We start from the raw sequence: 23,824 nt of genomic DNA, 5'->3' as shown, positions 1-23,824 counted from the left end.
AACTGGAACATTGTTTTTTACCCAGGCGTGGAAGAGAGCATTCTCAACATGCCTCCTAAGATTCAAGCGCGAATGCTCAAGCTGCTTTAACTAATAGAAAAACATGGCGCAAACTTAGGTCCTCCTCACACAGAATCAATAGGTAACGGCCTGTTTGAAATTCGTGCCAAAGCAAAAGAAGGGATCGGACGCAGTCTATTCTGCTATTTAGACGGCCCCAACATCTATGTCCTTCATGCATTTGTGAAGAAAAGCCAAAAGACACCAAAGAACGACTTAGCATTGGCAACAGGGCGTATGAAAGAGGTGAAAAGTGAATAGCCTACAAGCACTAAAAGCGAAAGCATTGCAAAACCCAGACGTGAAACAAGCATACGATGAATTGACGCCTGAGTTTGAGTTGATCGATATGTTACTCAGTATGCGTAAGCAGGCCGGGCTAACTCAACAGCAGGTTGCAGAACGTATGGGGACGAAAGAAGGCAATATTTCTCGACTTGAAAAAGGGAAAGGTAATCCAACCCTTAAAACCCTGCTTAGCTATGCAAAAGCATGCAATTGCAAGCTTAACTTTGGCTATAAACATGCGTCAAATTGACGTATATGGTCATTGCTAGTCATACGCTTTTATTGACCTTTAACCATCCCCTAATTCCTCGATGCCACGACCGCTAACAATGAACTGACATAAAAAAACAATTATTTTCAGTGTCTAAGCTGCCTGTGCGGCAGTGAACATAGCAAAGAATTTGAAGTAAGATCGCATTAGTAGTGCGTATGTCAGTAGTTATCAATCACAATGTGCGCACTAACCAATAGTGAAATGGTTAATAATGTCCATTTCTTTATGAGGAACACCAATGATATCAATTGCATGGCGTCGGATAAGATAAAAGACAAGATGTTGTCCTTCAGGAAAGCAATAGTATCCGTCTTCAATGTCTGTTCTATGCTGGCCTAGTTGCGGGTTCTCTGCTAGCCAGTTAAACCGCGTAGCTAGGCGCTTTAAATAAGTGTTACGCTGTGCTTTTCCCCGTTTACGCTCAGTGTAACGACCAATATTTTTAAGATCATCACGTGCTCTGGGCGTAATACGAACCTGCTTTTTTGTTTGGCTCGCCGTCAAGATTCTGTGTCCAAGTCGTTAATCAGTTCATCCATTGAAAAGTCATCGACAAACGTATCACTGGCTGCCTGTTGAGCCCCCTCATCAAGATGTGCGCGCAACACATCCAGTTTGGTTTTGCGTTCCTCAAGCGTGCGTAATGCATCACGAACAACCTCGCTAGCAGAGCCGTACCGGCCACTTGCTACCTCGTTTTTAATAAACACTTCCCAGTGCTCCCCTAAGCTTAAACTTGTTGTTGCCATAACTATCGCACTTATTCATAAATATGAATAATGAATATAGCGCTTTTTGTAAGTGACTCCCAACTTTTTGACTCATATTGATTCAGCCGAACAACGTTGGATTTACAGCAGCACACATAAGACTTCTCATTCAATCCTTTCTAAGCTGCCTGTGCGTAGGTCGGAGAAGCGCTAACTCGATCGTACAAGCTAGGTGTGATTTGCACCGCGCGCAGTGCAACTGGCGCCTCCGACATTGAGGCCAACGATTAACCTCGATCGTGACAGGCGCCCGTCGGCAATGTGCATCTATCCAACACCGTGCTGGGGCTTGTGTCACCTACGCCAATGGTATTATCGGGCCAAAAGTGGCTATTCCGATAACCAATGTACGCCAATGGCACCGCCGATATTAAAATGGTGTGTAGGTCGGACAAGCGCCAGTGCGATGTCTGTCATGTATTACCCAAGCGGACTGCGCGCCTCCGACATTAAGGCCAACGATTAACCTCGATCGTGAAAGGCGCCCGTTGGCAATGTCCCCTATCCAACATAGTGTTGGGGCTTGTGTCACCTACGCTGCCTGTGCGGCAGTGAACAACTATGGCCGCTACTCGCCCAACGAGCATATTTTCTAAGCTGCCTATGCGGCAGTGAACGTCCATGCGCGGTTTTATCTGCAAAGCGGTAATTTCTAAGCTGCCTATGCGGCAGTGAACCAGTTTGCGCAGGTTGGCCGTCATTTCCGCTTTTTCTAAGCTGCCTATGCGGCAGTGAACTTATACTTTAGCGCCGTTTGTAATTCGTGATGTTTCTAAGCTGCCTATGCGGCAGTGAACATGCTTCCTGTCCCCTTGTCAGCCCTTGGCGACTTTCTAAGCTGCCTATGCGGCAGTGAACGCATTATCCGTTTCATCGTGTGCGTTTATCCTTTTCTAAGCTGCCTATGCGGCAGTGAACCAGCTTGTCGAGTGTGTACGCATCCATTTTTATTTCTAAGCTGCCTATGCGGCAGTGAACATAGGCGTTAAAGATGGTCTATATATTTGCGATTTCTAAGCTGCCTATGCGGCAGTGAACCTGATTATATTTTAGTGCTGTTTGTAATTCGTTTTCTAAGCTGCCTATGCGGCAGTGAACTGTGACGATATACATTCAGCTTGTATTATTAATTTCTAAGCTGCCTATGCGGCAGTGAACGCTTTGAATGTCATTCTGTTACCGCTGGATGTTTTCTAAGCTGCCTATGCGGCAGTGAACAAAGGTCAAATGAGCAAATGAGCAAGCAAACTTTTCTAAGCTGCCTATGCGGCAGTGAACAATAGAATAACTTAATAATCGTCAGTGACAACAGGCTGTTAGGACAAAAATGGCCTTTTACCCTTGTTAAAAAAGGGATTCCTTAACTAGCTGTATTTATTGTTTATTTTTAAATAGCCAAAAAATAAGGGTAAGAAGGCGCCGATTTAGCGCCCGGTTTGACTGGATCATGAACCGATGGTGAAGTCCTCGTGCAGGGCTTTCCAATGATCACGTAGCATCGCTTTGTGCTCCGTTAACATCGGTAATTGCTTAAGTTGATTTGGCCACATATTTCGCGCCAGGTTGATCGTATCCAATAGGTGCGGTTTGATCATTTGCCACGGCACACCCACATCTTGCGACCAGCGTTCGAAATGGCTCAAACCAATATCATACCAACGCTTGCTTTTCGCCATTTTCAACGCAATGTTGTCATATTCAATATAGGGCTGCGTAAAGACCACATCATAAAGCGGTGCTAGACGCGGCAACATGCGATCGGGGTAACAGATCGTCCAATTTTTTAAGTGCGCATCGCCGTTCCCGAGCAAGATATTAATCAGCAGCCTGCGTGCCATCTGCTGTAGGTCTTCTCGCCCATTAGCGCTCTCGCGATATAACACTTTTCCCAACTGCTCATAGTTCACTTTTTGATATTTATCTGAAGGATATAAGCCAAATACCTGTGCAAAATCCTCCGCATGTATTCGGCCGTCGGCCCCGCGATCAAAACGTTGTATACCATACGCAAGAGGCTCGTTTGGCAGCTGAATATTGGGTAACCCCTCTAACTCAGCCACATTGATCAAACGTCTTTCGGGAACCACGGCGCCGGCCTGCGCAGCGAGCGTCATACATGTAAACTCGTTGAGAGGCACCCCTTTATGTACGGTTGAGGGCGTTTTTATGATCCATGAGTCTTCATTGGCGTCGTGATCAATATGGTATCGCCCATCACAGTGCGATGAAGAAAACTTCATTTGTACGCCGGCTAATGAGAATTTGCTATCAGCATGCTTAACATCAATCTGCTGCGGCGCGGTTGAAAGCCTTTGCGCCAATGCCCAACGCGGTAACTCTCCAGCTTTAATTGGCGTCGCCACAATAGCACCGGGCAGGTTTTTACCCATGTATGCCAGTATCGCGAATTCATTGTTTGTGTGACACTGTAATGCCTTTGACACGACATCTCGTAATGCGCCTTCAGGGAGCAAGTTGGAGAGCACTGGCGGCAGTTTGTCCGTGCGAATTTGTGGTGTGCGTAAGTATTGCGGATCGCGACGTTGCCTCAACGAAAAGGTTAAACGCTCATGCTGAGAGGTGGCGATAAACGCTGGGTTGAACGTGAGAATATTCTTCCCACCCGCGTAGTGGGTGACAATCGCTACGTCAACGCCATACAGTTGAATGTTTAGTCCCTCAACCTTTTCACTGGTTTTGGTCATCGCTGTGCTCCGCCCCTAACCAAAAGTCGAGATCGTCGTTATCATCATCTTTATAACGATCGAGGTGTACCGGCTCATCGACCGTCTGAGACGTTTTGGGCGTAAGCGTTAATGTCAGGTCGAGCCCTTCGAGCACACGCAGCAAAGTCGATAGCCGGACATCACTCCCCGCCTCTACTCGCTGGTACTGCTGTTGTTTCATGCCAATACGCATGTACATGTCAGACTGCTCTAGCCCAAGTGACTTGCGACGCGCTTGCAATGCACGCGCGATATCTTTTAATGACGCCATGATACCCTCAAACAACTTTAATGTTGTACTACAGCCTATATACAACATATTAGTTGTCATTTAAGGAATTACAACATATTCATTGTTTAATAAGTCACAACATCAAGACTAGCATGGTGCATTTACATCGTTTGATATAAGCGCCAATCGAGCCAGGCGCCCGTTGACAGTTTTATATATCCAACACCGTACCGGCGCTTGTGTCACCTACGCTGCCTGTGCGTAGGTCGGACAAGCGCCAGTGCAATGTCCGCCATCTATTACCCAAGCGGACTGCGCGCCTCCGACATCGGCGCCAACGATTAACCTCGATCGTGACAGGCGCCCGTTGGCAATGTCCCCTATCCAACATAGTGTTGGGGCTTGTGTCACCTACGCTGCCTGTGCGGCAGTGAACTTTGCATCAATCGGGGTGTCTTCTGGCATCTTTTTCTAAGCTGCCTGTGCGGCAGTGAACAACAATATAACAAGTTATTGAAACTGCGTACATTTCTAAGCTGCCTGTGCGGCAGTGAACTGCACACTCAAATAGTTGGCATTACACTCAGCTTTCTAAGCTGCCTGTGCGGCAGTGAACAAAATGGCAGAACACACCTCAACAACCGACACTTTCTAAGCTGCCTGTGCGGCAGTGAACACGCTGGTCGAAATGTTTAGTAATATTAAATATTTCTAAGCTGCCTGTGCGGCAGTGAACTCCCCGTTGCCGTCGCCACAGTCTTCTGTTTCTTTCTAAGCTGCCTGTGCGGCAGTGAACCCACGCATGGCAGCTATCATCAGCCGCGCTGATTTCTAAGCTGCCTGTGCGGCAGTGAACGTTTATGCCGATAGCATCAACTACAACACACCTTTCTAAGCTGCCTGTGCGGCAGTGAACGTTTTAGTTGGCACGCGCTTAATCGCCATAAATTTCTAAGCTGCCTGTGCGGCAGTGAACACTATTCATTGGAACTCTCGCTTGGATTGTCTTTTCTAAGCTGCCTGTGCGGCAGTGAACAATAGAATAACTTAATAATCGTCAGTGACAACAGGCCGTTAGGATAAAAATGGCCTTTTACCCTTGTTAAAAAGAGGATTCCGTAACTAGCTGTATTTATTGTTTATTTTTAAATAGCCAAAAAATAAGGGTCATAAGGGGTTTAGGCATCCCCACTTATTGATCCGCGTTGCTCAACGTATACGTAATTATTAGTCCAATGCGAGGAGGAGACTATGCGACTGACTGAGCCCGGTGACGTAGACCGGATCATTGAAATGGCGTGGGAAGATAGGACCCCGTTTGAGGCGATTGAAGCACTCTATGGGCTACGCCAAGATGATGTGATTGCTTTAATGCGACGTGAATTAAAACCGCGTAGTTTCAAAGTATGGCGTGCGCGTACACGTGGTCGCAAAACCAAGCACACAGCCCTGCGTTCCAGGAGCGTGATACGTAGCCATTGTAAGACACAATACAAGCTTAAAGCCGCCAAAAAGTGACCATGTTGACGATAAGTGACAGCATCACCACATCAGAATATGGGTGAATACAGTCTCTACGCGGTGTTAAACCAAAGTGACAGCCAATTTGTCACTTTCTTGTAACACTCACCCACCCCGTCCCAAGCTCAACAGGCCCGCACTATAATCTTTATTTTCAATAACTTACCAAGTTAAACACCGACTAATCCAACCGGTTATCCACAGTTTCTGTTGATAGTAAACGCGGAACGATAAACTTAATTTTTACTTTATTATCAGAATGTTAAACACAAAAAACGGTTTTTTATAGAAAATTCTTGACGGCTGGGCGGATAAAGGTGCAATCCATACGGTTAATCGAGCCAACGGCGTGCTACTTCCATCAATAACTTATCTTTAAAAGGGTGAGCCAATAATGTCACGCCATAAGGTGTGTTTTGATGCTCAAATAACGGGATAGTGAGCTGGGGTAAGCCACATACATCCGCCAGCGCCATGAGTCGTCGCTGGGATAAATTAAACGCATCACCGTCTGATGCATCCGCATCACGAGGTAAAATGGCGCCCGGTGTGGATGGGATCAGTAATACCTTATCGCTTGGCCACATGGCACAAACGGTATCTCTCAACTGCTTGCGGGTTTTCTTCGCCTGATAATGCGCTTTGTAGTCGACAGCTTGTAAGCGGTCTAAATACTGTTGCGTTGAGGTGGGCAAATCAAGCTTGGCCTGTTTCAACCATGCGCCGTACATCAACAGAAACTCTTGGCTGGCAATTGACACCTGCGCATTTTCAAGCCGCGACAGCACCAGTTTGTTCATGGTCAACGTCGACTCTTGCGGTAAGCTTAAATGCTCAAGGTGCTGGTAGACCTGCGCCATCGCTTCATCGCTGTAGAATAACGCAAAAACCGCCTCGGCGATGACCACGCCTTGGATATTCGTCACGGCGGAGGACGGCTTGGCCACCAGCTCTTGGAACTGACTTAGCGGGCCAAGTGCCGCGCTGCACACACCTACATTATCAAAGGTTTCTGCGACAGAGATGATCCCCTGGGTATCGATAAGGCTTGGCGTGGGACGATATCCGAACAGTCCACAGTGTGCAGCAGGGATCCGTACGCCGCCAAATGCATCGTTACCAATGCCCAAATCCGCCAGCTTTTTTGCCACCGCCACTGCGATACCTGCGTTTGCCCCTCCGACGCGGTATTGGCGGAAGTGAGGGTTGCGAAGCTCCGCATAAAACGGATTAAAACCGGTAATACTGAAGCCTAAAGGATCCATTTGCAGCTGCCCAATCAAGCTGGCGCCCTGGGCCATCATGGTTTTGACAACCGCAGCGTCTTGGCTGGCGGCGGTGCGTCCCTCAGACCATGAGGGAATCCCGATACCAGCGACATGTTCCTCAACAGACACCGAGTGGGACACTGCCAGTTTATAACGCCGAAATACCCCATTTAGGCTGTCTTGACGTGGTGGATCGAACGGGTGCGCAAACATCGCTTGATCGAGCATGTACACAGGCCTCATCAGTCACGCTTATTACTTATTGATCAGTGTAATACATGTGCGTGAAATCAGACGCTATTTCACGGTTTTCCGCTCTGATATCTTGAGCGTGTCCACTCGCGGTCTGCGATCTCGCTATCGATTTCCGTGCGAGGCAATGATTAAAGCGATGTGAGATGCGTGCCTAGTCACGATACTGTTTATAAGTTTACCGCGGTTAAACCTGGTACTTGTCGACAGGATTGTTCAAAAGCGCTGAGTTTGGGCGCCAAGTCAGCACTAACGAAGGTGTGTTCGAGTATTTGTACCTTACGTGCCAACTGCCAACTATCCACCGACGCCCCCTGCCCGTAAGGAATGGCATAAACATGAAAGTGCTGACGCTGTGCTACGTAATCCAAGTTTGGTGGCACACGAAGCGGCTGATAGCCCTGATTAAGGTAGATATAAAACTCGCCCATACAATTCGCGACCACATATGACCCCTGCTCACTGCGTAAGGCCAAGTAAGGCCGTGCGGTCTCTGCATATTGATTGATGTGCCACTGATTCGCGTCAGGGTTAAGCTGAATCATAGGGGCAACGGGTATCGCTGGTGCAGGCGCCGCCTGAGGCTGAGGCTCATTATTCGCTTGCGTGGGCTGAGACTCTGAGGGCGCTGGGTCGATAATACGTACACGTTGTGCGGTCTGGTCCTGATCTTGCCCCCAAAAGCGGTCAACCCATTGCTGCCATTGGCCCAATGGGCTTATCAGCAGCGCCATCATGGCCCAAGACACAAGCACCCAGCGCCAAGATAAACCAGGTTTGGCTGGCTTTAATGTCACTGGTGTCGCTTTGCGAGTGAGATCAGTTTCCAATTGCTCTGCGCGCGATAGCGCTTCTTTTAACTCACGGTTCACCTGTACCAGGTCTTTTTTACGTTGGTCCTGCTCGCGCTGTAACGCGTGATGCTGAGATTCCAATGAGTGATGCTGTCGCTCAAGCTTTTGGTATTGCTCGCGCCATTGGCGATTATCAAATTCGAGTTTGGCAATTTTGGCTGTCAAGTGTGCGGGGATTTGAGTATTGGCTTGGCGAGACTTCAATGTTCGATTTTCTTGTTGTAGCGCCGCCAGTTCTTTTTGTAGATGCGCAATTTGGCTGCGCAATGCTGCCTGACTGGCACCACTTAGCGGCTGACCCAGCGCACTGCCCTCGCCTTTACCTGACTTAACCGCTTGATAGGCTTCACTGACCAGCTGCATTAGCCCCGTACTGCCTCCTTTATCTGGATGTACGCGGCTAGAAAGTCGCTTATAGCGCTGTTTTATTTGCTCGGCATTGTCGCCAGCGTTCACGCCTAAAAGTTCGTTCCACGTGGTCATGCTGCTGCTCGTTATCCTACTCGTTGCCTGTCCAGATTAGCCAATTTATCGGCCAATGTGGGAAAAAATTAACCCCTTTCATCTTGTTTTCAAGTTAACAAACTCGGCGAAGGCATGCGTCGACATCTCTGTTGTTAGAAAGAAATACTAAAAGTTTGTGTTTTTTGCCATTAAGAAAGAATTATTCCCCATTCACTGATTTTTGCATTGCATTCATATTTCTGTGATCTATCATACTTTCCGTCATGACGACGTTCCGATGAAGACAGCAGGAGAGAGGTGGCTGACGCCATCCGCCGAAGAAGTAAATCTTTCAGGCACTTAATTGTATGGACTGCTGTTGGAGGAGACTCTGGAGAGACCCGTTAGTTCGGGCGCCGAAGGAGCAAGCTTGTTTTCAAGTGAAACTCTCAGGCAAAAGGACAGAGGAGATACCCACCCCAATATGTAGCACTTTTGTTAATATTAGTGTGGTCTATCTCCTCCTTTGATGTTTAAAGGGGGAATGAATGCCATTTTTTTCGCAACTACCAGATATACAAACACTTCTAGCCACCATTGACGACTGGATATGGGGGCCACCGCTTCTTTTGCTACTCACCGGTACGGGGCTCTTTTTTACAGTACGGTTAGGGCTACTCCAACTCCGTCGCCTGCCGTTTGCGCTCAAGCAAATCTTTAAGCCGTCGAACGCCAAAACCCAAGGGGATGTTTCAGGGTTTGCGGCACTGTGTACAGCCTTATCCGCAACCATAGGTACCGGAAATATCATCGGCGTGGCCACCGCCATTTCTCTTGGGGGCCCAGGGGCACTGTTTTGGATGTGGCTCGCCGCCTTTTTGGGCATGGCGACTAAGTACGCCGAGTGTCTACTCGCGGTGAAATACCGTGAGGTCGACCATAAAGGCAACATGCTTGGTGGCCCCATGATGTACCTTTCTAAAGGTGCCGGTAAACCCATTCTCGCCAAGCTCTTTGCTTTATTTGGACTGGGAGTGGCATGCTTTGGCATAGGCACCTTCCCACAAGTGAACGCGATTAGCAGCGCGGCGACCCACTTATTTAATATCCCAACAGCCGTTGTTGCAGCCCTGTTAACCGTGCTCGTCGCCTCAGTCACCTTGGGTGGCGTCAAATCCATTTCCGCCGTCGCCGCCAAGATTGTGCCTGTTATGGCAGTGCTTTATGTAAGCGCGTGCTTGTGGATCCTCGTGGCAAACGCCGAACAACTACCACAAGCAGTCAGCCTGGTGTTTGAATCTGCTTTCAACGGCATGGCCGCAACCGGAGGCTTTGCGGGTGCCGGCATGATGCTTGCGATTCAATCGGGTATTGCACGTGGGGTATTCTCTAACGAATCTGGCCTCGGGAGTGCGCCCATCGCCGCGGCCGCAGCAAAAACGGACTCCTGTGTTGAGCAAGGCTTAGTATCAATGACCGGCACCTTTATCGATACGCTGGTGATTTGTACCATGACAGGACTGACCTTGATCCTAACGCAATCTTGGTCTGGGGAGCTCGCAGGCGCCGCCATGACCTCACATGCGTTTGCGGTAGGGATGGAAAGCAGTGTTGGTCCGGTGCTGGTGAACATTGGCTTGCTCTTTTTTGCCTTTACCACCATTTTAGGATGGCACTATTATGGCGAACGCTGCGTCGCGTACCTGTTTGGCAAAAAAGCCATTTATATCTATAAACTATTCTTTATCGGCTTAATTGCATCCGGTGCCTTTATTCAATTGAATACGATTTGGATACTGGCCGATATCGTCAACGGCTTAATGGCGATTCCTAACTTGATTGGTTTATTGCTGCTGCGCAAGGTGGTCATTGCGGAAACCCAAGCTTACTTTGCCACACTAGACAACCGGACTCGCGCAACCAATGTACCGAGCCAAGAAAACAACGCCGTTGTTGATGCACAGTGAAAGTGATTAGCGACTCGCTAAGAAGTTGAACAGCGGATAAAAAAGCCGACGTGTCGACGCGTCGGCTTTTCTTTTCTGCTTATTGTTCGCGTTTACGCATAAAACGATTAGGCGTATTGACGCTGCGCTTCATCAATACCCAGTTTGCCTAAAATCGCACGCGGGTTGACAAAATTGCTCACGCTTACGTCGTGCTCGACTTTATCGCCCACGGCGACAAATTCGTAGTTTAGCGACTGTGTGGCTTGTTTATCCCACACCCCATCACCAAAATAAATGCGCCGCTCAAAATGGACACCGTAATCTTGTTTGGCACGGAACGCAGCCAATGCCATCACTTCGCTACGACTCATCGCATCTGAACACGAAGAAAAAACAATACCGTCAATATTAAAACCAGCGGCTTTAAGCTTCATCCGTGCGGTCTCTTCCCAGCCTCCTGTTGCTATCGCCAAGGCAACGGTCGGCATATGACGCATCTCATCAATAAATGCTACCGCACCTGGCAACGGCTTTAATCCGTGGTTAGCAATTGCGCTGGCCAGTTTATGCGTAAACACGCGCTTAATTTCTCGAAACAACATGATCTTTTCGCGCTGAAGATCATGACTATCAATCAGCTCTTCAATGATCCCCGCATCGGTGACATTGGTGTAGCCACCCCAATCATCCGGCACCGTTAAACCGGTGACTTCATAAACAGCTTGACTAAAACACTCGTGGTCCATTTGGCAGCTATCGACCAGCGTGCCATCCACGTCTAACATAAATAAATTTTTCACGCGCATTTCCTCAAACCCCGTTGCGTCCCACAAGCGACCGACTTGTGATTTGATCTGGCGCTTTGCCGTTCTTTGTCTTGGATCTCTAGCCAACACAACGGGCATTATAACATTATTTTTACATTTTGAACGACTATCGGCCGCTATCATACGCCCATGCTCACGCAGCGCAACTGACCACGCCACGTGCAGCGACATCAACAAAAATTTTGAACAAGTTTAACGAATCTGTACGCTGGTGTTCATTGTGAAAGTCTCTAGACTACATCGAGTCAACAAAACAACCTCATGGGCAAAACGCCATAAACTGTAAGGAGAGACGCATGAAAGCGCTGGTACTGAAATCAAGTATTCTTGGCCCCTACTCGAGCTCAAACGCTGTGATTAACAGTGTGGTGGATGAGCTGTCTCCAGACACGCTGATTGAGCGCGATCTTGCTTCTACCCCATTGCCGGTTCTCACTGGGGACAATGTGGGCGGCCTACGCGGTACAGGTGAACTCACTGATGCCCAGCAGCAAGTTCAGCAAGCCTCAGATCAGTTGATTGAAGAAATTCAGCAAAGCGATACCCTAGTGATTGCTGCGCCTATGTACAACTTCACTATCCCCGTGCAACTCAAAGCTTGGATTGATCTCGTTGCCCGTGCGGGGGTGACTTTCCGTTACACTGAAAATGGTCCCGAAGGTCTACTGAAAGGCAAGCGTGCCATTGTGGTCACCACACGCGGTGGGATGCACAAAGGGGGCACGACCGACCATATCACGGGTTACATGCAGACCGTACTTGGCTTTATTGGGATCACCGACGTCGAGTTTGTTTACGCCGAGGGGCTGGCAATGGGCGAAGACACTGCAAGCCAAGCCATTGATGAGGCCAAGCAAACACTGAAACGCTTAGCGTCTTAGCGGCGGATAACGCATGCTTTTGGGTGTTCGCGCGACGTGAACGAACCGACCTTTCCACCTGCCTTATCACGATAGCCTGCCTGCGTGCAGGCTCTCATTATCGATCTTCACTGCTGACTGCCTGTTTTTATACGTATCAGCGCTTCAATATTGCGCCGGTTAGCTCAGGATTGGTGATACGCGATGCCAGTGTTACCATACTGGTTTATCGCAGGATTTTGCGCCTGCTTTCTTATTGACCAAGTTGGATTCGATTGTGACAGACGCCGACCAGCCAAGCTTTTTTTTCTACGACTTTGAAACATTCGGCACCCATCCAGGTAAAGACAGGCCTTGCCAATTTGCTGGCGTTCGTACCGACAGTGACTTTAATGTCATCGGTGAACCCTTAGTCCTGTACTGCCAACCACCCAATGACTACTTACCGGCTCCGGAAGCCTGTTTGGTCACCGGGATTACACCGCAGCTGGCACTGAAAAAAGGCTTATCCGAGCCGGAGTTCGTCGCGCAGATCCATACAGCCTTCTCGCAACCCAATACCTGCATTGTCGGGTATAACAACGTGCGCTTTGATGATGAAGTCACGCGCTACACGCTGTACCGCAACTTTTTTGACCCATACGGATGGAGTTGGCAAAACGGTAATTCGCGCTGGGATTTGCTCGATGTAATGCGCGCCTGCTACGCACTGCGTCCGGATGGTATTGAATGGCCCCACGATGACAACGGTAAACCCAGCTTTAAACTAGAAAATCTTTCTGTTGCCAATGGTATAGAACATAGCGACGCACACGATGCGATGGCGGATGTGCACGCGACCATAGAGCTGGCGAAAAAGGTCAAGGCGGCACAGCCACGGCTATTTGATTATTTGTTAAAACATCGGAATAAAAACAAAATCAAGCACCTGATCGATGTGGTGAATATGACGCCTCTCGTGCATGTCTCTGGCATGTTCGGCACCGAGCGAGGCAACACCAGCTGGATTGTGCCCGTTGCTTGGCATCCTGATAACCCTAATGCCGTGATTACTGTCGATCTGGCCCGTGACCCGGCCCCTTTGTTTGAATTGGACGCTGATACGTTACGCGAGCGCCTGTATACCCCGCACCACGACCTCACGGAAGGACAGTTACCGGCACCACTTAAACTGGTGCATATCAATAAATGCCCCGTTCTCGCCGATGCAAAAACATTACGACCAGAGGATGCTGCCCGACTCGGTGTGGATCGCGAAGCGTGCTTACAACACCTAAAAGCATTGAAAGCCGCGCCAGAATTACGCGAAAAGCTCGTTGCCGTGTTTGCCGATGCCAAGCCTTTCAACGATCAGGACGTGGATACGGCCCTGTACGCGGGCTTTTTCTCGAAAAGCGACCGCAGTGCGATGGACATCATCCGTGCACGCGATCCTGAGAATCTTGCAGCCCTGGATCTCAGCGTTGATGACTGGCGCATCAAGCCGCTGTTATTCCGTTATCGCGCGCGCAATTACCCGTGGACACTCACCGAAGCCGAGCAGCAAAAATGGTTTATGCATCGACGTGATTACTTTGAAACACACCTTCCTGCTTATATGGATAACCTGCAGCATCTCGCTGAACAGCACCAAGCTGAGGAGGATAAAGTTCGCGTTTTAAAAGCGATTTACCACTATGTGGAATCACTGGTTGGCTAACACTGACACGGTTGCTAAAGACGTATCGCGAATACACCGTCCGGTCAGTAAGGCGACCGATCATCACTCCGACCTTAGTCTACCTATCAGGTAGCGGTGGTGGACAGGTTTGGTCGCCTTTTGTTTTTAACGTCATGTTTTTTAAGTTATTAACTAGCAATGCTGACACACTGCCCACTTTGTCCTACCAAAAAAAAGATAGCTTGACCAGTTGCAGTTCTGTGATTTGAGTCCACACTTTTAAAAAGGATGTTGTTTGGAGTGTGGGCAATGATGACAACAAAAGTAGATACGCGCTGTTACCGCTTTCCCGAGGTTGATTTTGAACCAGAAAGCCGTACGTTATATTGGGCCGATGACACGATGACGGTTCTCTCTTACGAAGAGTCTCGTTTACTCGAGATGCTTTGCTACTATGCCGGAGAGGTACTCTCTAGCCGCACCTTATTCAAACAAGTGGCCTTGCCCGACAGCTCATTTGCCCAGCATCAAAGTGTGGTGACATCATTAATGGCCAAATCCTACCGCAACGGCAAAAAATGCCTTCCCTTTGAAGTAGTCGGTGAATTTGGTTTTCGTGTGTCGCTTCCGCAGCAAACACTTGCCAAGCGTCCAGGACGAGCAGCAAACGCTGCATCGCAGACACCTCCACCGTCTTTAACGCACTCAACGACCATTGAAGAGTCGTCGTTTAGTATCGCTAAACCACTCACGATCCTGGTCACGGCAGCGGCGGTCATTATTGGCATGACAGCATTATTGACTCAAGCTTAGCGTGTTTGATGCCCGTGGTGCGCCACGGGCGTGTCGTATTAGGTCGTCGTTTTTGCTTTGTCCATTGGCTTTAAAATCTGAGAGAGAGATAATGCCACGCCGCTATTTACCGCTTCTGTTGTTTATCACGCTGCTCAGCCTCTCCACCCCTACCCGAGCCACCATTGAACAAACCTATGTCGCACACCTTGGCGAACTACCTAGCTTGATCAATTTGGATGGTAGCGGCGCGTTTGTCGATTTCGTCCGCTATCTTGATGCGCAAGACCCTAGCACCAAGATTATTATCGAGGTTTTCCCTATTCATCGCGCGATAAACAGTGTCGCACAAGGGCGAGCCGACTTTGGTTTACCCGCGGTGCGTCCGACGCGGGAAGTGTCCACCTTGCCTTTCGACTTTAGCGAGGTGTCATTTGGCCAGGTCACACATGTCCTTTACACCAATAAAGCGCTCCCGCTCTCGGTCAAAGCGCTGTGGGCGAACCCCTCGCGCTATACCATTGAAGCCGTCCCCTACTATATGCCCTTTAAGGTGCAACGCTCGCACAGTATTAAACAATCTTTATTGCGCTTGGCCGCGGGGAGAATTGATGGTTTCGTTTGGGCGCAAGAGGAAGCTGACATGGCACTTAAAGAGCTAGGTTTAACCATGATCAAACGCGCACACTTTGCTGACTTCCACGATGTCTTCATCATTCCTAAGGGCGAAGCGGGCCGAGAAATCGATGCGTATCTCACACGACTGATTACTCGCTTGCGTGACCAGGGCGATCTCGCGCGTGAGTATCGTAAGGTACATCGCCCCTATGTCGATTGGCAGCCATAATGCATCAACCGTCTTTCGGCTCGCGGACGTGTCTGCCTACGCACGTCGTCATGATGGCCACATTAAGAGGCATAAAAATATTGATGTCACTCTAACTTTCAGCAACAAATCCGCTCTTGCAAAACATGCGTGACATTACTCACACAATTATTGAAAAGGCTTCTCTACACTGTCCTCCCGTTAACGATAAAGAAGAGATGCTATGCGAACCGCACTAACTGACGCACTGACACAATTACCCGACGCCCTACAAAGCGTTGTCTCTGATTGGATAAATGACGCAAACTTTGGTGCTACCTTCACACCAGAGCAGGTGGCGCAGATGGAATCCGCCAGTGGCCTTAACGGCGCCGCACTGCGTCTTGCTTTATTGCCTTTGGCGGCGGCCTATGCGGTTACCCCCATTTCTCAGTTTAATGTTGGTGCTATTGTCCGTGATGAAAGTGGCACCCTGTATTTAGGCGCAAACATTGAATTCACCGGGGTGCAGCTAGGGCAGACAGTGCATGCCGAGCAATGCGCTATCAGCCATGCTTGGACAAAAGGGGCAAAACGCCTCACCGATATTACGATCAATTACAGCCCATGTGGTCACTGTCGGCAGTTCATGAATGAGCTCAATGGCGCTGAGTCCTTGATCATCCAGCTGCCACAATCCGAACCGAAAGATTTGCACACCTATCTACCCGAGCCGTTTGGTCCTGCCGATTTGGGGATTGACTCTCGCTTATTGACTGACGAGTCCAATCAATTATCAACGGATGATATCGATATTCCATTGCTAAAAGCCGCCGCTGACGCCGCTAACCGCAGTCACGCGCCCTACTCAGGTAACTATAGCGGGGCCGCGGTTGAAACCAATGATGGCGAATTTTTCTCTGGCATGTATGCCGAGAATGCGGCTTTTAACCCAAGTCTTCCGCCTCTTCAGGTTGCATTAATTGCGGTCAATATGGCGGGCTACCATTGGACAGACATTCGCTCTGTTGCGTTGGCCGAAATGGCAACGAGTACAGTCAGTCACCTTGCCGATACCCAGGCAACACTGGATGTCATTGACCCAGATATTCCCTTAGTGTATTCAACCCGCTAAGCGCCCTCCTTATTTGTCCGGCCCTCAGGGGATTTCAGGTCGCCCTGAGGTCGGATTTGCGCTACTATCCGTGCGTCTTTTTTCGGATAGTCACGGCAATGAAACAGATTCATAATCCACTCCAAGGTGCAGCCTGGATGCTGACCGCAGGCCTGTGTTTTGCCCTCGTTAACAGCCTGTCTCAGTACGTTAGTTTTAAAATGGGCTTACCCTCTACCACGGTTGCCTTCATTCAATACGCCATCGCCTTGGTTGCGATGATCCCCTGGTTGAAGCAACTCGGGATCCGTCAAGCACTCAAAACCCAACACCTTGGTCAGCATTGTCTGCGGGTGTTTATCTCCGTGATTGGCATTCAACTGTGGCTGTGGGCGCTGGCCTACCCAGTGCCCATTTGGCAAGGGATTGCGCTATTAATGACCTCACCGCTATTCGCAACGGTAGGCTCTGGGCTGTTTTTACGAGAGCGAGTGGGGATCGCGCGCGGTCTTGCGACGCTCGCTGGGTTTTGCGGCGCCATGATTATCCTCGAGCCTTGGTCAAATGCGTTCACTTGGGCAACGTTATTGCCTGTTGGTGCGGCGTTTTTCTGGGCCACCTACTCGCTGATGGTGAAACGTTTATCCGCTTATGACCCGCCCACCACCATGGTGGTATATCTACTTTTGTTGATCACGCCCTTTAATTTGCTACTCGCCGTGCCTGATTGGACGCTCCCTCAGACATCCACTGCTTGGTGGATGTTATTTGGCGCCGGCATACTGACCGCCCTCGCACAGTGGGCCATTGCCAAGGCATATGCTGTTTCCGATGCCTCTTTTGTGCAGCCTTTTGATCACGCTAAACTCCCTCTTAACGTCCTCTTTGGTTGGCTGGTGTTTAGTTGGGTTCCACCCGGCCGACTGTGGTTAGGGGCAGGTATTATTATTGCAGCGGTCTTTTTTATTACTCACTGGGAATCACGCCAATACACGCAGGCACAAAATAAGCTCGCATAGTCGGTTTGCCAGTTTCTACGCTTTCTTGCCCACTAAGACGGCTGCTTACGCCGTCAAAGAGCGTGCGACGTCAAAGAAAAGGGGCCGTCATGGCCCCTTGACACATTCTCACCCACATCGGCCACTACGACGCCGCTGCTTTGATTAACCACACTTGTTCACCACGCTCGCCGTCGGGTTCCGTGTGTGTCTCGAGCAAACTGATGTCTAAGCCTTGGAACGCCTCTTCTACCACCGACGCATCAATGGAAAATGGCGGCGTGTCATCCGTTTGCGGATAAAATAAGGTAATCAGCAGCAAACGCCCTCCAGGTGCCAGCAAGGTTCGAATATGGCTGACATACTGCGCGCGCATAGCAGGCGGCATGGCCACCAAGGCGGCGCGATCATAAATCAATGGCATAGGACTCAGGCGCGCGGTAAAGAAATCGCCATTGATCAGCTCCAGTTCATCAAAACAATAGTGCATATGCCCTGACGGTGCGCGATAAACCTGAGGGGTATATAAGTTTTCCGAGAAAAAGGCACGCACTGCGATCTCACTAAGCTCGACGCCAATAACATGCTGATGTTTTTCAGCAAGCCAGTTGAGATCGATCGACTTTCCGCAAAGGGGCACCAAAACCGTTTCGTCACTTTGTGGGGCCAGTGATGACCAGTGGCGGATAAGCATCGGGTGTACCGTATCGCGATGAAAGCCTATTTGGTTTTCAGCCCAGCGCTGATGCCAGAACGCTTGTTCCATGCTCTCTCCAACGTGATGAAAACGGTGATTTTAGCAAGTTATTTCCCCAAACTCACTAACGTCGAGACTCAGGCGCGTTAGACGCTATTATCGATCTTGATCACAAACTAGCCACTAAGTGACTTGCGAGTGACGCCACAAAACATTACTGTTTAAGCATACAGTATTGATTATATATACAGGTGTTTTATGTACGTGACGTCTAATGTGTCAAATCAAGCTAAGGTTCAGTCTCCCGCGCGTGTCACGCCATCATCTTGCTATCATGCTGCTTTTACCGCCGCCACACAGGTAAACGCACACTGGCAAGCGACCTTACGCGCGATTGCACTGCAAGCACGCCAGCCCAAGTGGGTCACGATCATTAATCCACCTCGCGCTTTAAATGCGGCACAGCTTAGCCTCTGGGGCATTAATGCGAATCAGGTACGCGTGGTCCATCGCCAAGCAGGGTACGATGATGAAGCGCTTATTGATGCGGCGTTAGCGGCTGACACCTCATGTGCCATTATCGCGTTTACCCCAACAGACGAGCCGTTCAATTACTGTGAGCAAAACAAACAAGGGATCGCGCGCGTCAATCCCGCCTTTATCCAGCGTCATTAATTCACGCAGTATCAATAAGTTGGGAGCATGGCTGGTTAGGGTTGAGAGTTGAGACCTGAGGGTAGCGTTAGGCGAACCCATTCACGGTTCTCATTGCTGTACTCAATTTGCGCATCGGTTTGCTGGCTAATCGCCTCCATTTGTCGATATTCAAGGGCATAAGGCATTAAAATCGTTAGCTCTTCAATGCCTTGTTGACGCGCAAGACGTGCCAGCTGCACCAAATTGGCCGTATCGGTGTTACGCACCGACATCACGCGAGTGGCTTGCTGGTATAGCTGCTCTTGTGCAGAAAGCGGAGACCCTCCATCACTGGCTTGGTGTTCAAGCACAGTCGTAAAGATGGGTAATAAACTGCGAAAAATATCGGTAAACGTCCAGTTTGGTTGCTGACTCTCACACAAAAAGTGGGTGTAGTCGAAAACGACTTCTGTGGGCGCTTTCAGCTGGGTTGACAGCACATCCATGGCTTACCTCCAGACAGAAAATGAAATAGACACTCCCACTATAGGCAGTTTTAAACGTATGTCTGGAAGATCGTACAGTATTTTGCGCTTGATCATGCTTTAGCTAAGGGAATGCGCAATAAAGACAAACTTTATTAACACAATAAAAACAAATAGTTGATAATAGAAAAGTTTGTTTACCCTAGCATCACAATGCGGGGAGAAAATCAGACAAGAATATTGGTGAGTCGAGTGAACATCCGCTTACGTATCAAATACCATCATCAAACACGTAAGCGGATGCGCAAAGGGATCAACAAGCTTTGTAAATCACCTTGTTGGCGGCGACTTGAACACGCTCAACGGCGCCTTCTTCAGTCAATTTTTTCAATGCACCTGTCGCCCAAGAAGCCGCTTTCGTGTCTTCTTGACCAGCCGCAAGGCCAATCCCTTTTGGATTAATGCCGTCAGGGTTTGCTTGAACAATCTCTAGTACTTGCTGTTGCTTTGGCGTCAATGAAGAGGCTGAGCTCGCCACCGGTGCCTTAGCGGCTGGTTTTGCTGCTGGTTTCGCAGCGGCAACCGGTTTTGATTTAACCGGACGCTGACGTGCTGGCGATGATGCCTTAACACGCTTGTTGAGTTTAAGTTGTACCTTACGCTTGTGAGAGATTTTCATTCAATCATCCTACTCCGACGCACTACGTTCAGGCTTGCTGAATGCAGCGGGTGAAAAACAAAGAGCGTATTATACCAAATTTCCAGCCACTTTTGTAGGTAACCGCCCCCTAATAGGCGCAAAGATCGTGATATTCAGCGATAAATGTYTACCAATCCAGTGATTCTTAGGCAAACTAATCAGACACTATGCGCGTATATTTAACGGGTAGTTTGTAAAAAAGACGGGGCGGTTTTGCCACCTCTTGCGAAGAATGGATGATCATGGATGCTTTAAAGACGATCAAAATCTATCCTCCTCAATTTGAAGCGGCGCGCTGGAGCATGTTAGCCGCCATGGCGGTGGCGTTTCTTTTGATCTGCTTTTTCCTCGTCCAACCGACGCTCTCGCTTGGCCAGGGCTTATTGGGCTTGGCGGCCATAATTGCCATTTTTTATGCCGTTAACCAGTTGCTTCAACGTGTTCAGCTCTCTTTTTCATTGTCATTTATGCACTTACAGCACCATAGTTTTCGTGGTGGCTGGGCGCTTAAGTGGCGAAACATTGAAGCCATTGGCATCCCGCACCTCCACCGGCAAGGGTTAGGTGAACCGCTTCCATGGGTTGGAATAAAAATTAAGCGTTACGATGCGCTCTTAGACAGTATCAGCTTGCGAATGGTGACCCACATTATTATGACGCAACGCGCGTTACTCATCACTGCGTATCGGCGTGGAGACCATAAACCCAGTAAACCGCTAGAAGACATGATGTTTGATGACACGCCGTATCGGGGAAGCAACGGCGTGCTATACAAAGGATTGATGGCCATGCTGGCAAACCGTATGCGCTATACCAGAGAGTTACTCGGGTACGATTTGTTTGTCAGCGAAGACTTGCTCGATAGACCCCTCGAGGACTTTGTTGGCGTCGCCCGGCGCTATTTGGCCGCTGCCAGCGGTGATGATTAAAGACCCGCCTTTAGCATCAGGTAGCAGCAAAAGGCCGGCTGTTCTCAACGGTAGGTTAGAACGCTCCCGTTAAAAAGGGGTTCGTTTTCCGCTCGTGACCCAAGGTCGATGTAGGGCCATGGCCAGGGATAAAGGTCACATCATCCCCAACCGGCAGCAAGGTGTGTTTGATGGCGTTGATCAAGGTGGCGTGATCCCCTTTGGGAAAATCAGTTCGCCCGATACCACCGTTAAATAGCACATCTCCTACCCAAGCGGTTCGCCCTTCCAAATCGACAAACACAATGTGGCCAGGGGTATGTCCAGGGGCAAACAACACCGAGAGCGTACTATTGCCTACGGATACGGTGTCACCTTGTTGTAGCCACTGATCAGGGTCAAACGGCTCAGCGTGCGCGAAACCAAACATTTGGGCTTGTGCCGGCAACGCTTGTAGCCAGAAAGCATCTTCCTTGTGCGGTCCCACCACAGGGACATTCAACGCGCTAGCAAGCTCAACAGTGCCGCCAACATGATCTAAATGGCCATGCGTTAGGAGGATTTTCGTCACCGTCACTTCGAGCGAATGAATGACTTGGCGAATTTTAGCAATATCCCCACCGGGATCCACGACAGCCGCCTGTTGCGTTTGGTCGCACCAAATAATGGAGCAATTTTGCTGAAATGCCGTGACTGGCACAATTTCATAATGCAACGCCATGGAGTTAACCTTCTCTTTGTCTGTTCAGTGACGCAATAACACGTAATCCGTGACACGCCCTCAGGTTTTGAATCGTCAATATGCGCCTCACTATGCCACGCTGTCATCAGTTTGCAACTATGCTGCCAAGGAGGTGTCACTTTTACTATCTAGGCTAACGTCAGGATATCTGGATAAATCAGATGCGCATTTTTGCATGCAGGGTTGCTTATGTTAGATGTTGATAAAGTTCTATCGTCTCATTATCCCCAACTAGAACAGCGTGACTGGCTAAAACGTCCCGTCAGTAAAACCCTTAAACGGTTACTTCATGAGCAGGAGTTTCAAGCCTTTGCTGAGCGGTATCCTCATCTGCAAGGGTTTGAGTTTGTTGAGCAAGTGCTCGACTACTTTAACTTTAGCTATCGGGTGAGTGATCGCGAGAAAGAGCGGATTCCCGAATCAGGACGTGTCGTGATTATCGCCAATCACCCTATCGGCTCGCTGGATGGACTAGCGCTGTTAAAACTGGTGCGCTCTGTCCGACCGGACGTCAAAGTGATTGCCAACGATTTATTGATGCAGGTAAAACCGCTCCACGGTTGCTTGTTGCCCGTCAACAATATGGGGGGATATACCCCGAAACAGAACCTACAAAATATCACTCAGTGGCTGGAAAATGACGGAGCAATCATCATTTTCCCCGCCGGTGAAGTGTCACGGGTTGCGCCAACCGGGATCCGTGATGGCGCCTGGCACCCTGGCTTTTTACGCATGGCAACCAAATCAAAAGCGCCCATTCTCCCGATTCACGTCCAGGGCCGTAATTCAGCCCGTTTTTATGGCGCATCCATGGTATATAAGCCGCTCTCTACCCTGTTGCTCGTCGAGGAAATGTTTCGCCAAGAGAACAATACCATTGCTTTTACCGTCGGCGAATTAATCCCACACCACAGTTACAGTGCTACTGCCTCCCTGCCCGTCAAAACACGCGTTAAGTTATTCCATAAGCACTTGTATCGTATTGCCAAACGCAAGCCTGGCTTGTTTCCCACAGAGACAGCCATCGCCTCTCCCGAGCCTCGTTTAGCGCTTAAACAAGCCCTCAATGCTGGCCAGCAACTCGGACAAACACCGGATGGTAAACTGATTTATTTACTCGACTATCAAGCAGACTCCCCTGTCATGCGCGAGATTGGACGATTACGTGAAGTCGCTTTTCGTGCTGTGGGAGAAGGCACAGGTCAGCGACGTGATCTCGATAAATATGATCAGCACTACTGGCATTTGGTCCTTTGGGATCCTGCCGAACTCGATATTGTGGGCGCCTACCGCTTATGTGACACCCAAGCGACGCTCACCGCCCAAGGGCTTGATGGGATCTATAGCGCGAGCTTATTCGATTTTGAGCAAGGCATGCAGCCGTATCTTGCACAGGGGCTGGAGCTGGGACGTAGTTTTGTGCAACCTAAATATTGGGGCAAACGGAGTTTGGACTATTTATGGCTTGGTATTGGCGCTCTGCTCGCGCAGAAGCCACAATACCGTTATCTGTTTGGTCCAGTCACCATCAGCAACGCCATGCCACAGGCGGCTAAAGAATTGCTCATTTTCTTTTACCGTACCTACTTTACTGGCGAGAGCGAGTGTGCACGCTCTAAACGCCCCTTTGAACTGGCAGACAGTAAAGAAAGTGAGCTTCTGGGTCACTTCTGCGGGAACGATTACGCCAAAGACCTTAAACAACTTAAAATGCTACTCGATCACTTGGGCGTCGGGATCCCGACCTTGTACAAACAGTATAGTGAGTTATGTGAACCAGGTGGTGTCCAGTTCCTGGACTTCGGCGTGGATCCTGACTTTGCCGATTGTATTGATGGTCTTGTTTTGGTCGATCTTAAGCGCTTAAAACCCAAACGTTATCAACGCTACATTGCCCCTCACCTGAGCCACCAGCCTAACGCTGATACATCTCGTTGAGCTAACGACAATGGCGTGACTCGC

General features: G+C 49.3%; 24 protein-coding genes, 2 CRISPR repeat arrays and 2 riboswitches. Of the genes, 13 read left to right on the top strand and 11 right to left on the bottom strand.

Annotated elements, in window-relative coordinates; translation table 11 throughout:
- Nucleotides 1-93 precede the first annotated feature (93 nt).
- Nucleotides 94-321, top strand: coding sequence for a type II toxin-antitoxin system RelE/ParE family toxin (locus BZG72_RS16405; protein ID WP_256363589.1), 228 nt, complete (start codon nucleotides 94-96; stop codon nucleotides 319-321).
- Entirely contained in the window at nucleotides 314-598 is a 285-nt protein-coding gene (locus BZG72_RS04740; protein WP_025675165.1) for a helix-turn-helix domain-containing protein, read from the top strand. Before BZG72_RS16405 ends, BZG72_RS04740 begins: the two co-directional genes overlap by 8 nt.
- A gap of 210 nt (nucleotides 599-808) precedes the next feature.
- Here BZG72_RS04740 and BZG72_RS04735 read toward each other — a convergent pair whose 3' ends face one another.
- The 4 genes from BZG72_RS04735 to BZG72_RS04720 form a co-directional block, all read right to left on the bottom strand.
- A complete protein-coding gene (locus tag BZG72_RS04735; protein ID WP_077666215.1) occupies nucleotides 809-1,126 on the bottom strand; it encodes a type II toxin-antitoxin system RelE/ParE family toxin in 318 nt (105 codons plus the stop codon).
- Nucleotides 1,123-1,371, bottom strand: coding sequence for a type II toxin-antitoxin system ParD family antitoxin (locus tag BZG72_RS04730; protein WP_069362489.1), 249 nt, complete (start codon nucleotides 1,369-1,371; stop codon nucleotides 1,123-1,125). Before BZG72_RS04730 ends, BZG72_RS04735 begins: the two co-directional genes overlap by 4 nt.
- A gap of 550 nt (nucleotides 1,372-1,921) precedes the next feature.
- Nucleotides 1,922-2,670: a CRISPR direct-repeat array (repeat unit 28 nt; unit sequence TTTCTAAGCTGCCTATGCGGCAGTGAAC).
- Between the two features lie 167 nt (nucleotides 2,671-2,837).
- Nucleotides 2,838-4,097, bottom strand: a complete 1,260-nt coding sequence (locus BZG72_RS04725; RefSeq protein WP_077666214.1) for a type II toxin-antitoxin system HipA family toxin — start codon at nucleotides 4,095-4,097, stop codon at nucleotides 2,838-2,840.
- Nucleotides 4,081-4,389, bottom strand: coding sequence for a helix-turn-helix domain-containing protein (locus BZG72_RS04720; protein WP_077666213.1), 309 nt, complete (start codon nucleotides 4,387-4,389; stop codon nucleotides 4,081-4,083). The genes BZG72_RS04725 and BZG72_RS04720 overlap by 17 nt, the downstream gene beginning before the upstream one ends.
- A gap of 369 nt (nucleotides 4,390-4,758) precedes the next feature.
- Nucleotides 4,759-5,386: a CRISPR direct-repeat array (repeat unit 28 nt; unit sequence TTTCTAAGCTGCCTGTGCGGCAGTGAAC).
- 215 nt (nucleotides 5,387-5,601) lie between these two features.
- On the opposite strand from BZG72_RS04720, the gene BZG72_RS04715 reads away from it, so the two are divergent.
- Nucleotides 5,602-5,868: a TIGR03643 family protein gene (locus BZG72_RS04715; protein ID WP_077666212.1), complete on the top strand. Its 267-nt coding sequence runs from the start codon at nucleotides 5,602-5,604 to the stop codon at nucleotides 5,866-5,868.
- A gap of 335 nt (nucleotides 5,869-6,203) precedes the next feature.
- Here the strand turns inward: BZG72_RS04715 and BZG72_RS04710 are convergent, their stop codons facing one another.
- Together BZG72_RS04710 and BZG72_RS04705 are read right to left on the bottom strand one after the other, a co-directional pair.
- Nucleotides 6,204-7,367: an amidase family protein gene (locus BZG72_RS04710; RefSeq protein ID WP_158075447.1), complete on the bottom strand. Its 1,164-nt coding sequence runs from the start codon at nucleotides 7,365-7,367 to the stop codon at nucleotides 6,204-6,206.
- 194 nt (nucleotides 7,368-7,561) lie between these two features.
- Complete coding sequence (locus tag BZG72_RS04705; RefSeq protein ID WP_077666211.1) at nucleotides 7,562-8,728, bottom strand: J domain-containing protein; 1,167 nt, start codon at nucleotides 8,726-8,728, stop codon at nucleotides 7,562-7,564.
- A 259-nt stretch (nucleotides 8,729-8,987) separates the two neighbouring features.
- Nucleotides 8,988-9,075, top strand: a riboswitch (glycine riboswitch).
- Between the two features lie 3 nt (nucleotides 9,076-9,078).
- A riboswitch (glycine riboswitch) is annotated at nucleotides 9,079-9,156 on the top strand.
- A gap of 81 nt (nucleotides 9,157-9,237) precedes the next feature.
- On the opposite strand from BZG72_RS04705, the gene BZG72_RS04700 reads away from it, so the two are divergent.
- On the top strand, nucleotides 9,238-10,656 hold the full coding sequence (locus BZG72_RS04700; protein WP_077666210.1) for an alanine/glycine:cation symporter family protein: 1,419 nt from the start codon (nucleotides 9,238-9,240) through the stop codon (nucleotides 10,654-10,656).
- A 107-nt stretch (nucleotides 10,657-10,763) separates the two neighbouring features.
- Here BZG72_RS04700 and BZG72_RS04695 read toward each other — a convergent pair whose 3' ends face one another.
- A complete protein-coding gene (locus BZG72_RS04695) occupies nucleotides 10,764-11,438 on the bottom strand; it encodes an HAD family hydrolase (RefSeq protein ID WP_231637370.1) in 675 nt (224 codons plus the stop codon).
- Between the two features lie 323 nt (nucleotides 11,439-11,761).
- Here BZG72_RS04695 and BZG72_RS04690 point away from each other — a divergent pair, with 323 nt between their 5' ends.
- The 6 genes from BZG72_RS04690 to BZG72_RS04665 all read left to right on the top strand — a co-directional run bounded on the left by BZG72_RS04690 (nucleotide 11,762) and on the right by BZG72_RS04665 (nucleotide 17,715).
- The gene (locus BZG72_RS04690; protein ID WP_077666209.1) at nucleotides 11,762-12,346 is read left to right on the top strand and encodes an FMN-dependent NADH-azoreductase; all 585 of its coding nucleotides are present in this window, start codon (nucleotides 11,762-11,764) and stop codon (nucleotides 12,344-12,346) included.
- Between the two features lie 256 nt (nucleotides 12,347-12,602).
- Nucleotides 12,603-14,024, top strand: coding sequence for an exodeoxyribonuclease I (sbcB, locus tag BZG72_RS04685; protein WP_077666208.1), 1,422 nt, complete (start codon nucleotides 12,603-12,605; stop codon nucleotides 14,022-14,024).
- A gap of 270 nt (nucleotides 14,025-14,294) precedes the next feature.
- Nucleotides 14,295-14,798: a hypothetical protein gene (locus BZG72_RS04680; protein ID WP_052707982.1), complete on the top strand. Its 504-nt coding sequence runs from the start codon at nucleotides 14,295-14,297 to the stop codon at nucleotides 14,796-14,798.
- A gap of 91 nt (nucleotides 14,799-14,889) precedes the next feature.
- The gene (locus BZG72_RS04675) at nucleotides 14,890-15,624 is read left to right on the top strand and encodes an ABC transporter substrate-binding protein (RefSeq protein WP_077666207.1); all 735 of its coding nucleotides are present in this window, start codon (nucleotides 14,890-14,892) and stop codon (nucleotides 15,622-15,624) included.
- 202 nt (nucleotides 15,625-15,826) lie between these two features.
- Nucleotides 15,827-16,717: a cytidine deaminase gene (gene cdd / locus BZG72_RS04670; protein WP_077666206.1), complete on the top strand. Its 891-nt coding sequence runs from the start codon at nucleotides 15,827-15,829 to the stop codon at nucleotides 16,715-16,717.
- 98 nt (nucleotides 16,718-16,815) lie between these two features.
- The gene (locus BZG72_RS04665) at nucleotides 16,816-17,715 is read left to right on the top strand and encodes a DMT family transporter (RefSeq protein WP_198535221.1); all 900 of its coding nucleotides are present in this window, start codon (nucleotides 16,816-16,818) and stop codon (nucleotides 17,713-17,715) included.
- A 124-nt stretch (nucleotides 17,716-17,839) separates the two neighbouring features.
- On the opposite strand, the gene BZG72_RS04660 is transcribed toward BZG72_RS04665, so the two are convergent.
- Complete coding sequence (locus BZG72_RS04660; protein ID WP_046073162.1) at nucleotides 17,840-18,460, bottom strand: thiopurine S-methyltransferase; 621 nt, start codon at nucleotides 18,458-18,460, stop codon at nucleotides 17,840-17,842.
- A 189-nt stretch (nucleotides 18,461-18,649) separates the two neighbouring features.
- Here BZG72_RS04660 and BZG72_RS04655 point away from each other — a divergent pair, with 189 nt between their 5' ends.
- Nucleotides 18,650-19,066: a hypothetical protein gene (locus tag BZG72_RS04655; RefSeq protein ID WP_077666205.1), complete on the top strand. Its 417-nt coding sequence runs from the start codon at nucleotides 18,650-18,652 to the stop codon at nucleotides 19,064-19,066.
- A gap of 35 nt (nucleotides 19,067-19,101) precedes the next feature.
- Here BZG72_RS04655 and BZG72_RS04650 read toward each other — a convergent pair whose 3' ends face one another.
- The gene (locus BZG72_RS04650; RefSeq protein WP_077666204.1) at nucleotides 19,102-19,533 is read right to left on the bottom strand and encodes a hypothetical protein; all 432 of its coding nucleotides are present in this window, start codon (nucleotides 19,531-19,533) and stop codon (nucleotides 19,102-19,104) included.
- 292 nt (nucleotides 19,534-19,825) lie between these two features.
- Nucleotides 19,826-20,191: a hypothetical protein gene (locus tag BZG72_RS04645; RefSeq protein ID WP_046073159.1), complete on the bottom strand. Its 366-nt coding sequence runs from the start codon at nucleotides 20,189-20,191 to the stop codon at nucleotides 19,826-19,828.
- A 263-nt stretch (nucleotides 20,192-20,454) separates the two neighbouring features.
- Between BZG72_RS04645 and BZG72_RS04640 the strand changes: the two genes are divergently transcribed.
- Nucleotides 20,455-21,141 carry a DUF2982 domain-containing protein gene (locus BZG72_RS04640; protein WP_046073158.1) on the top strand — a complete coding sequence of 229 codons (687 nt, stop codon included), beginning with the start codon at nucleotides 20,455-20,457 and terminating at the stop codon, nucleotides 21,139-21,141.
- Nucleotides 21,142-21,196: 55 nt separating this feature from the next.
- Here BZG72_RS04640 and BZG72_RS04635 read toward each other — a convergent pair whose 3' ends face one another.
- Nucleotides 21,197-21,841: an MBL fold metallo-hydrolase gene (locus BZG72_RS04635; protein ID WP_046073157.1), complete on the bottom strand. Its 645-nt coding sequence runs from the start codon at nucleotides 21,839-21,841 to the stop codon at nucleotides 21,197-21,199.
- 210 nt (nucleotides 21,842-22,051) lie between these two features.
- Between BZG72_RS04635 and BZG72_RS04630 the strand changes: the two genes are divergently transcribed.
- Nucleotides 22,052-23,800 (top strand): GNAT family N-acyltransferase, encoded by a 1,749-nt coding sequence (locus tag BZG72_RS04630; protein ID WP_077666203.1) that lies wholly within the window; start codon nucleotides 22,052-22,054, stop codon nucleotides 23,798-23,800.
- The last annotated feature ends 24 nt before the right edge of the window (nucleotides 23,801-23,824 follow it).

The sequence above is a fragment of the Salinivibrio sp. PR6 genome (genome assembly GCF_001995955.1).
GTDB classification, from domain to species: Bacteria; Pseudomonadota; Gammaproteobacteria; order Enterobacterales; family Vibrionaceae; genus Salinivibrio; species Salinivibrio siamensis.
The sequence above is the reverse complement of the archived record's forward strand: the minus strand, read 5'-3'. Positions and strand labels throughout refer to the sequence as shown.

Excerpts from the sequence above, each read along its gene's own strand:
- BZG72_RS04730 (WP_069362489.1), bottom strand. The coding sequence starts at position 1,371 with ATGGCAACAACAAGTTTAAGCTTAGGGGAGCACTGGGAAGTGTTTATT.
- BZG72_RS04725 (WP_077666214.1), bottom strand. The coding sequence starts at position 4,097 with ATGACCAAAACCAGTGAAAAGGTTGAGGGACTAAACATTCAACTGTAT.
- BZG72_RS04720 (WP_077666213.1), bottom strand. The coding sequence starts at position 4,389 with ATGGCGTCATTAAAAGATATCGCGCGTGCATTGCAAGCGCGTCGCAAG.
- BZG72_RS04715 (WP_077666212.1), top strand. The coding sequence starts at position 5,602 with ATGCGACTGACTGAGCCCGGTGACGTAGACCGGATCATTGAAATGGCG.
- BZG72_RS04710 (WP_158075447.1), bottom strand. The coding sequence starts at position 7,367 with ATGCTCGATCAAGCGATGTTTGCGCACCCGTTCGATCCACCACGTCAA.
- BZG72_RS04705 (WP_077666211.1), bottom strand. The coding sequence starts at position 8,728 with ATGACCACGTGGAACGAACTTTTAGGCGTGAACGCTGGCGACAATGCC.
- BZG72_RS04700 (WP_077666210.1), top strand. The coding sequence starts at position 9,238 with ATGCCATTTTTTTCGCAACTACCAGATATACAAACACTTCTAGCCACC.
- BZG72_RS04690 (WP_077666209.1), top strand. The coding sequence starts at position 11,762 with ATGAAAGCGCTGGTACTGAAATCAAGTATTCTTGGCCCCTACTCGAGC.
- BZG72_RS04680 (WP_052707982.1), top strand. The coding sequence starts at position 14,295 with ATGATGACAACAAAAGTAGATACGCGCTGTTACCGCTTTCCCGAGGTT.
- BZG72_RS04675 (WP_077666207.1), top strand. The coding sequence starts at position 14,890 with ATGCCACGCCGCTATTTACCGCTTCTGTTGTTTATCACGCTGCTCAGC.
- cdd (WP_077666206.1), top strand. The coding sequence starts at position 15,827 with ATGCGAACCGCACTAACTGACGCACTGACACAATTACCCGACGCCCTA.
- BZG72_RS04665 (WP_198535221.1), top strand. The coding sequence starts at position 16,816 with ATGAAACAGATTCATAATCCACTCCAAGGTGCAGCCTGGATGCTGACC.
- BZG72_RS04660 (WP_046073162.1), bottom strand. The coding sequence starts at position 18,460 with ATGGAACAAGCGTTCTGGCATCAGCGCTGGGCTGAAAACCAAATAGGC.
- BZG72_RS04655 (WP_077666205.1), top strand. The coding sequence starts at position 18,650 with ATGTACGTGACGTCTAATGTGTCAAATCAAGCTAAGGTTCAGTCTCCC.
- BZG72_RS04650 (WP_077666204.1), bottom strand. The coding sequence starts at position 19,533 with ATGGATGTGCTGTCAACCCAGCTGAAAGCGCCCACAGAAGTCGTTTTC.
- BZG72_RS04645 (WP_046073159.1), bottom strand. The coding sequence starts at position 20,191 with ATGAAAATCTCTCACAAGCGTAAGGTACAACTTAAACTCAACAAGCGT.
- BZG72_RS04640 (WP_046073158.1), top strand. The coding sequence starts at position 20,455 with ATGGATGCTTTAAAGACGATCAAAATCTATCCTCCTCAATTTGAAGCG.
- BZG72_RS04635 (WP_046073157.1), bottom strand. The coding sequence starts at position 21,841 with ATGGCGTTGCATTATGAAATTGTGCCAGTCACGGCATTTCAGCAAAAT.
- BZG72_RS04630 (WP_077666203.1), top strand. The coding sequence starts at position 22,052 with ATGTTAGATGTTGATAAAGTTCTATCGTCTCATTATCCCCAACTAGAA.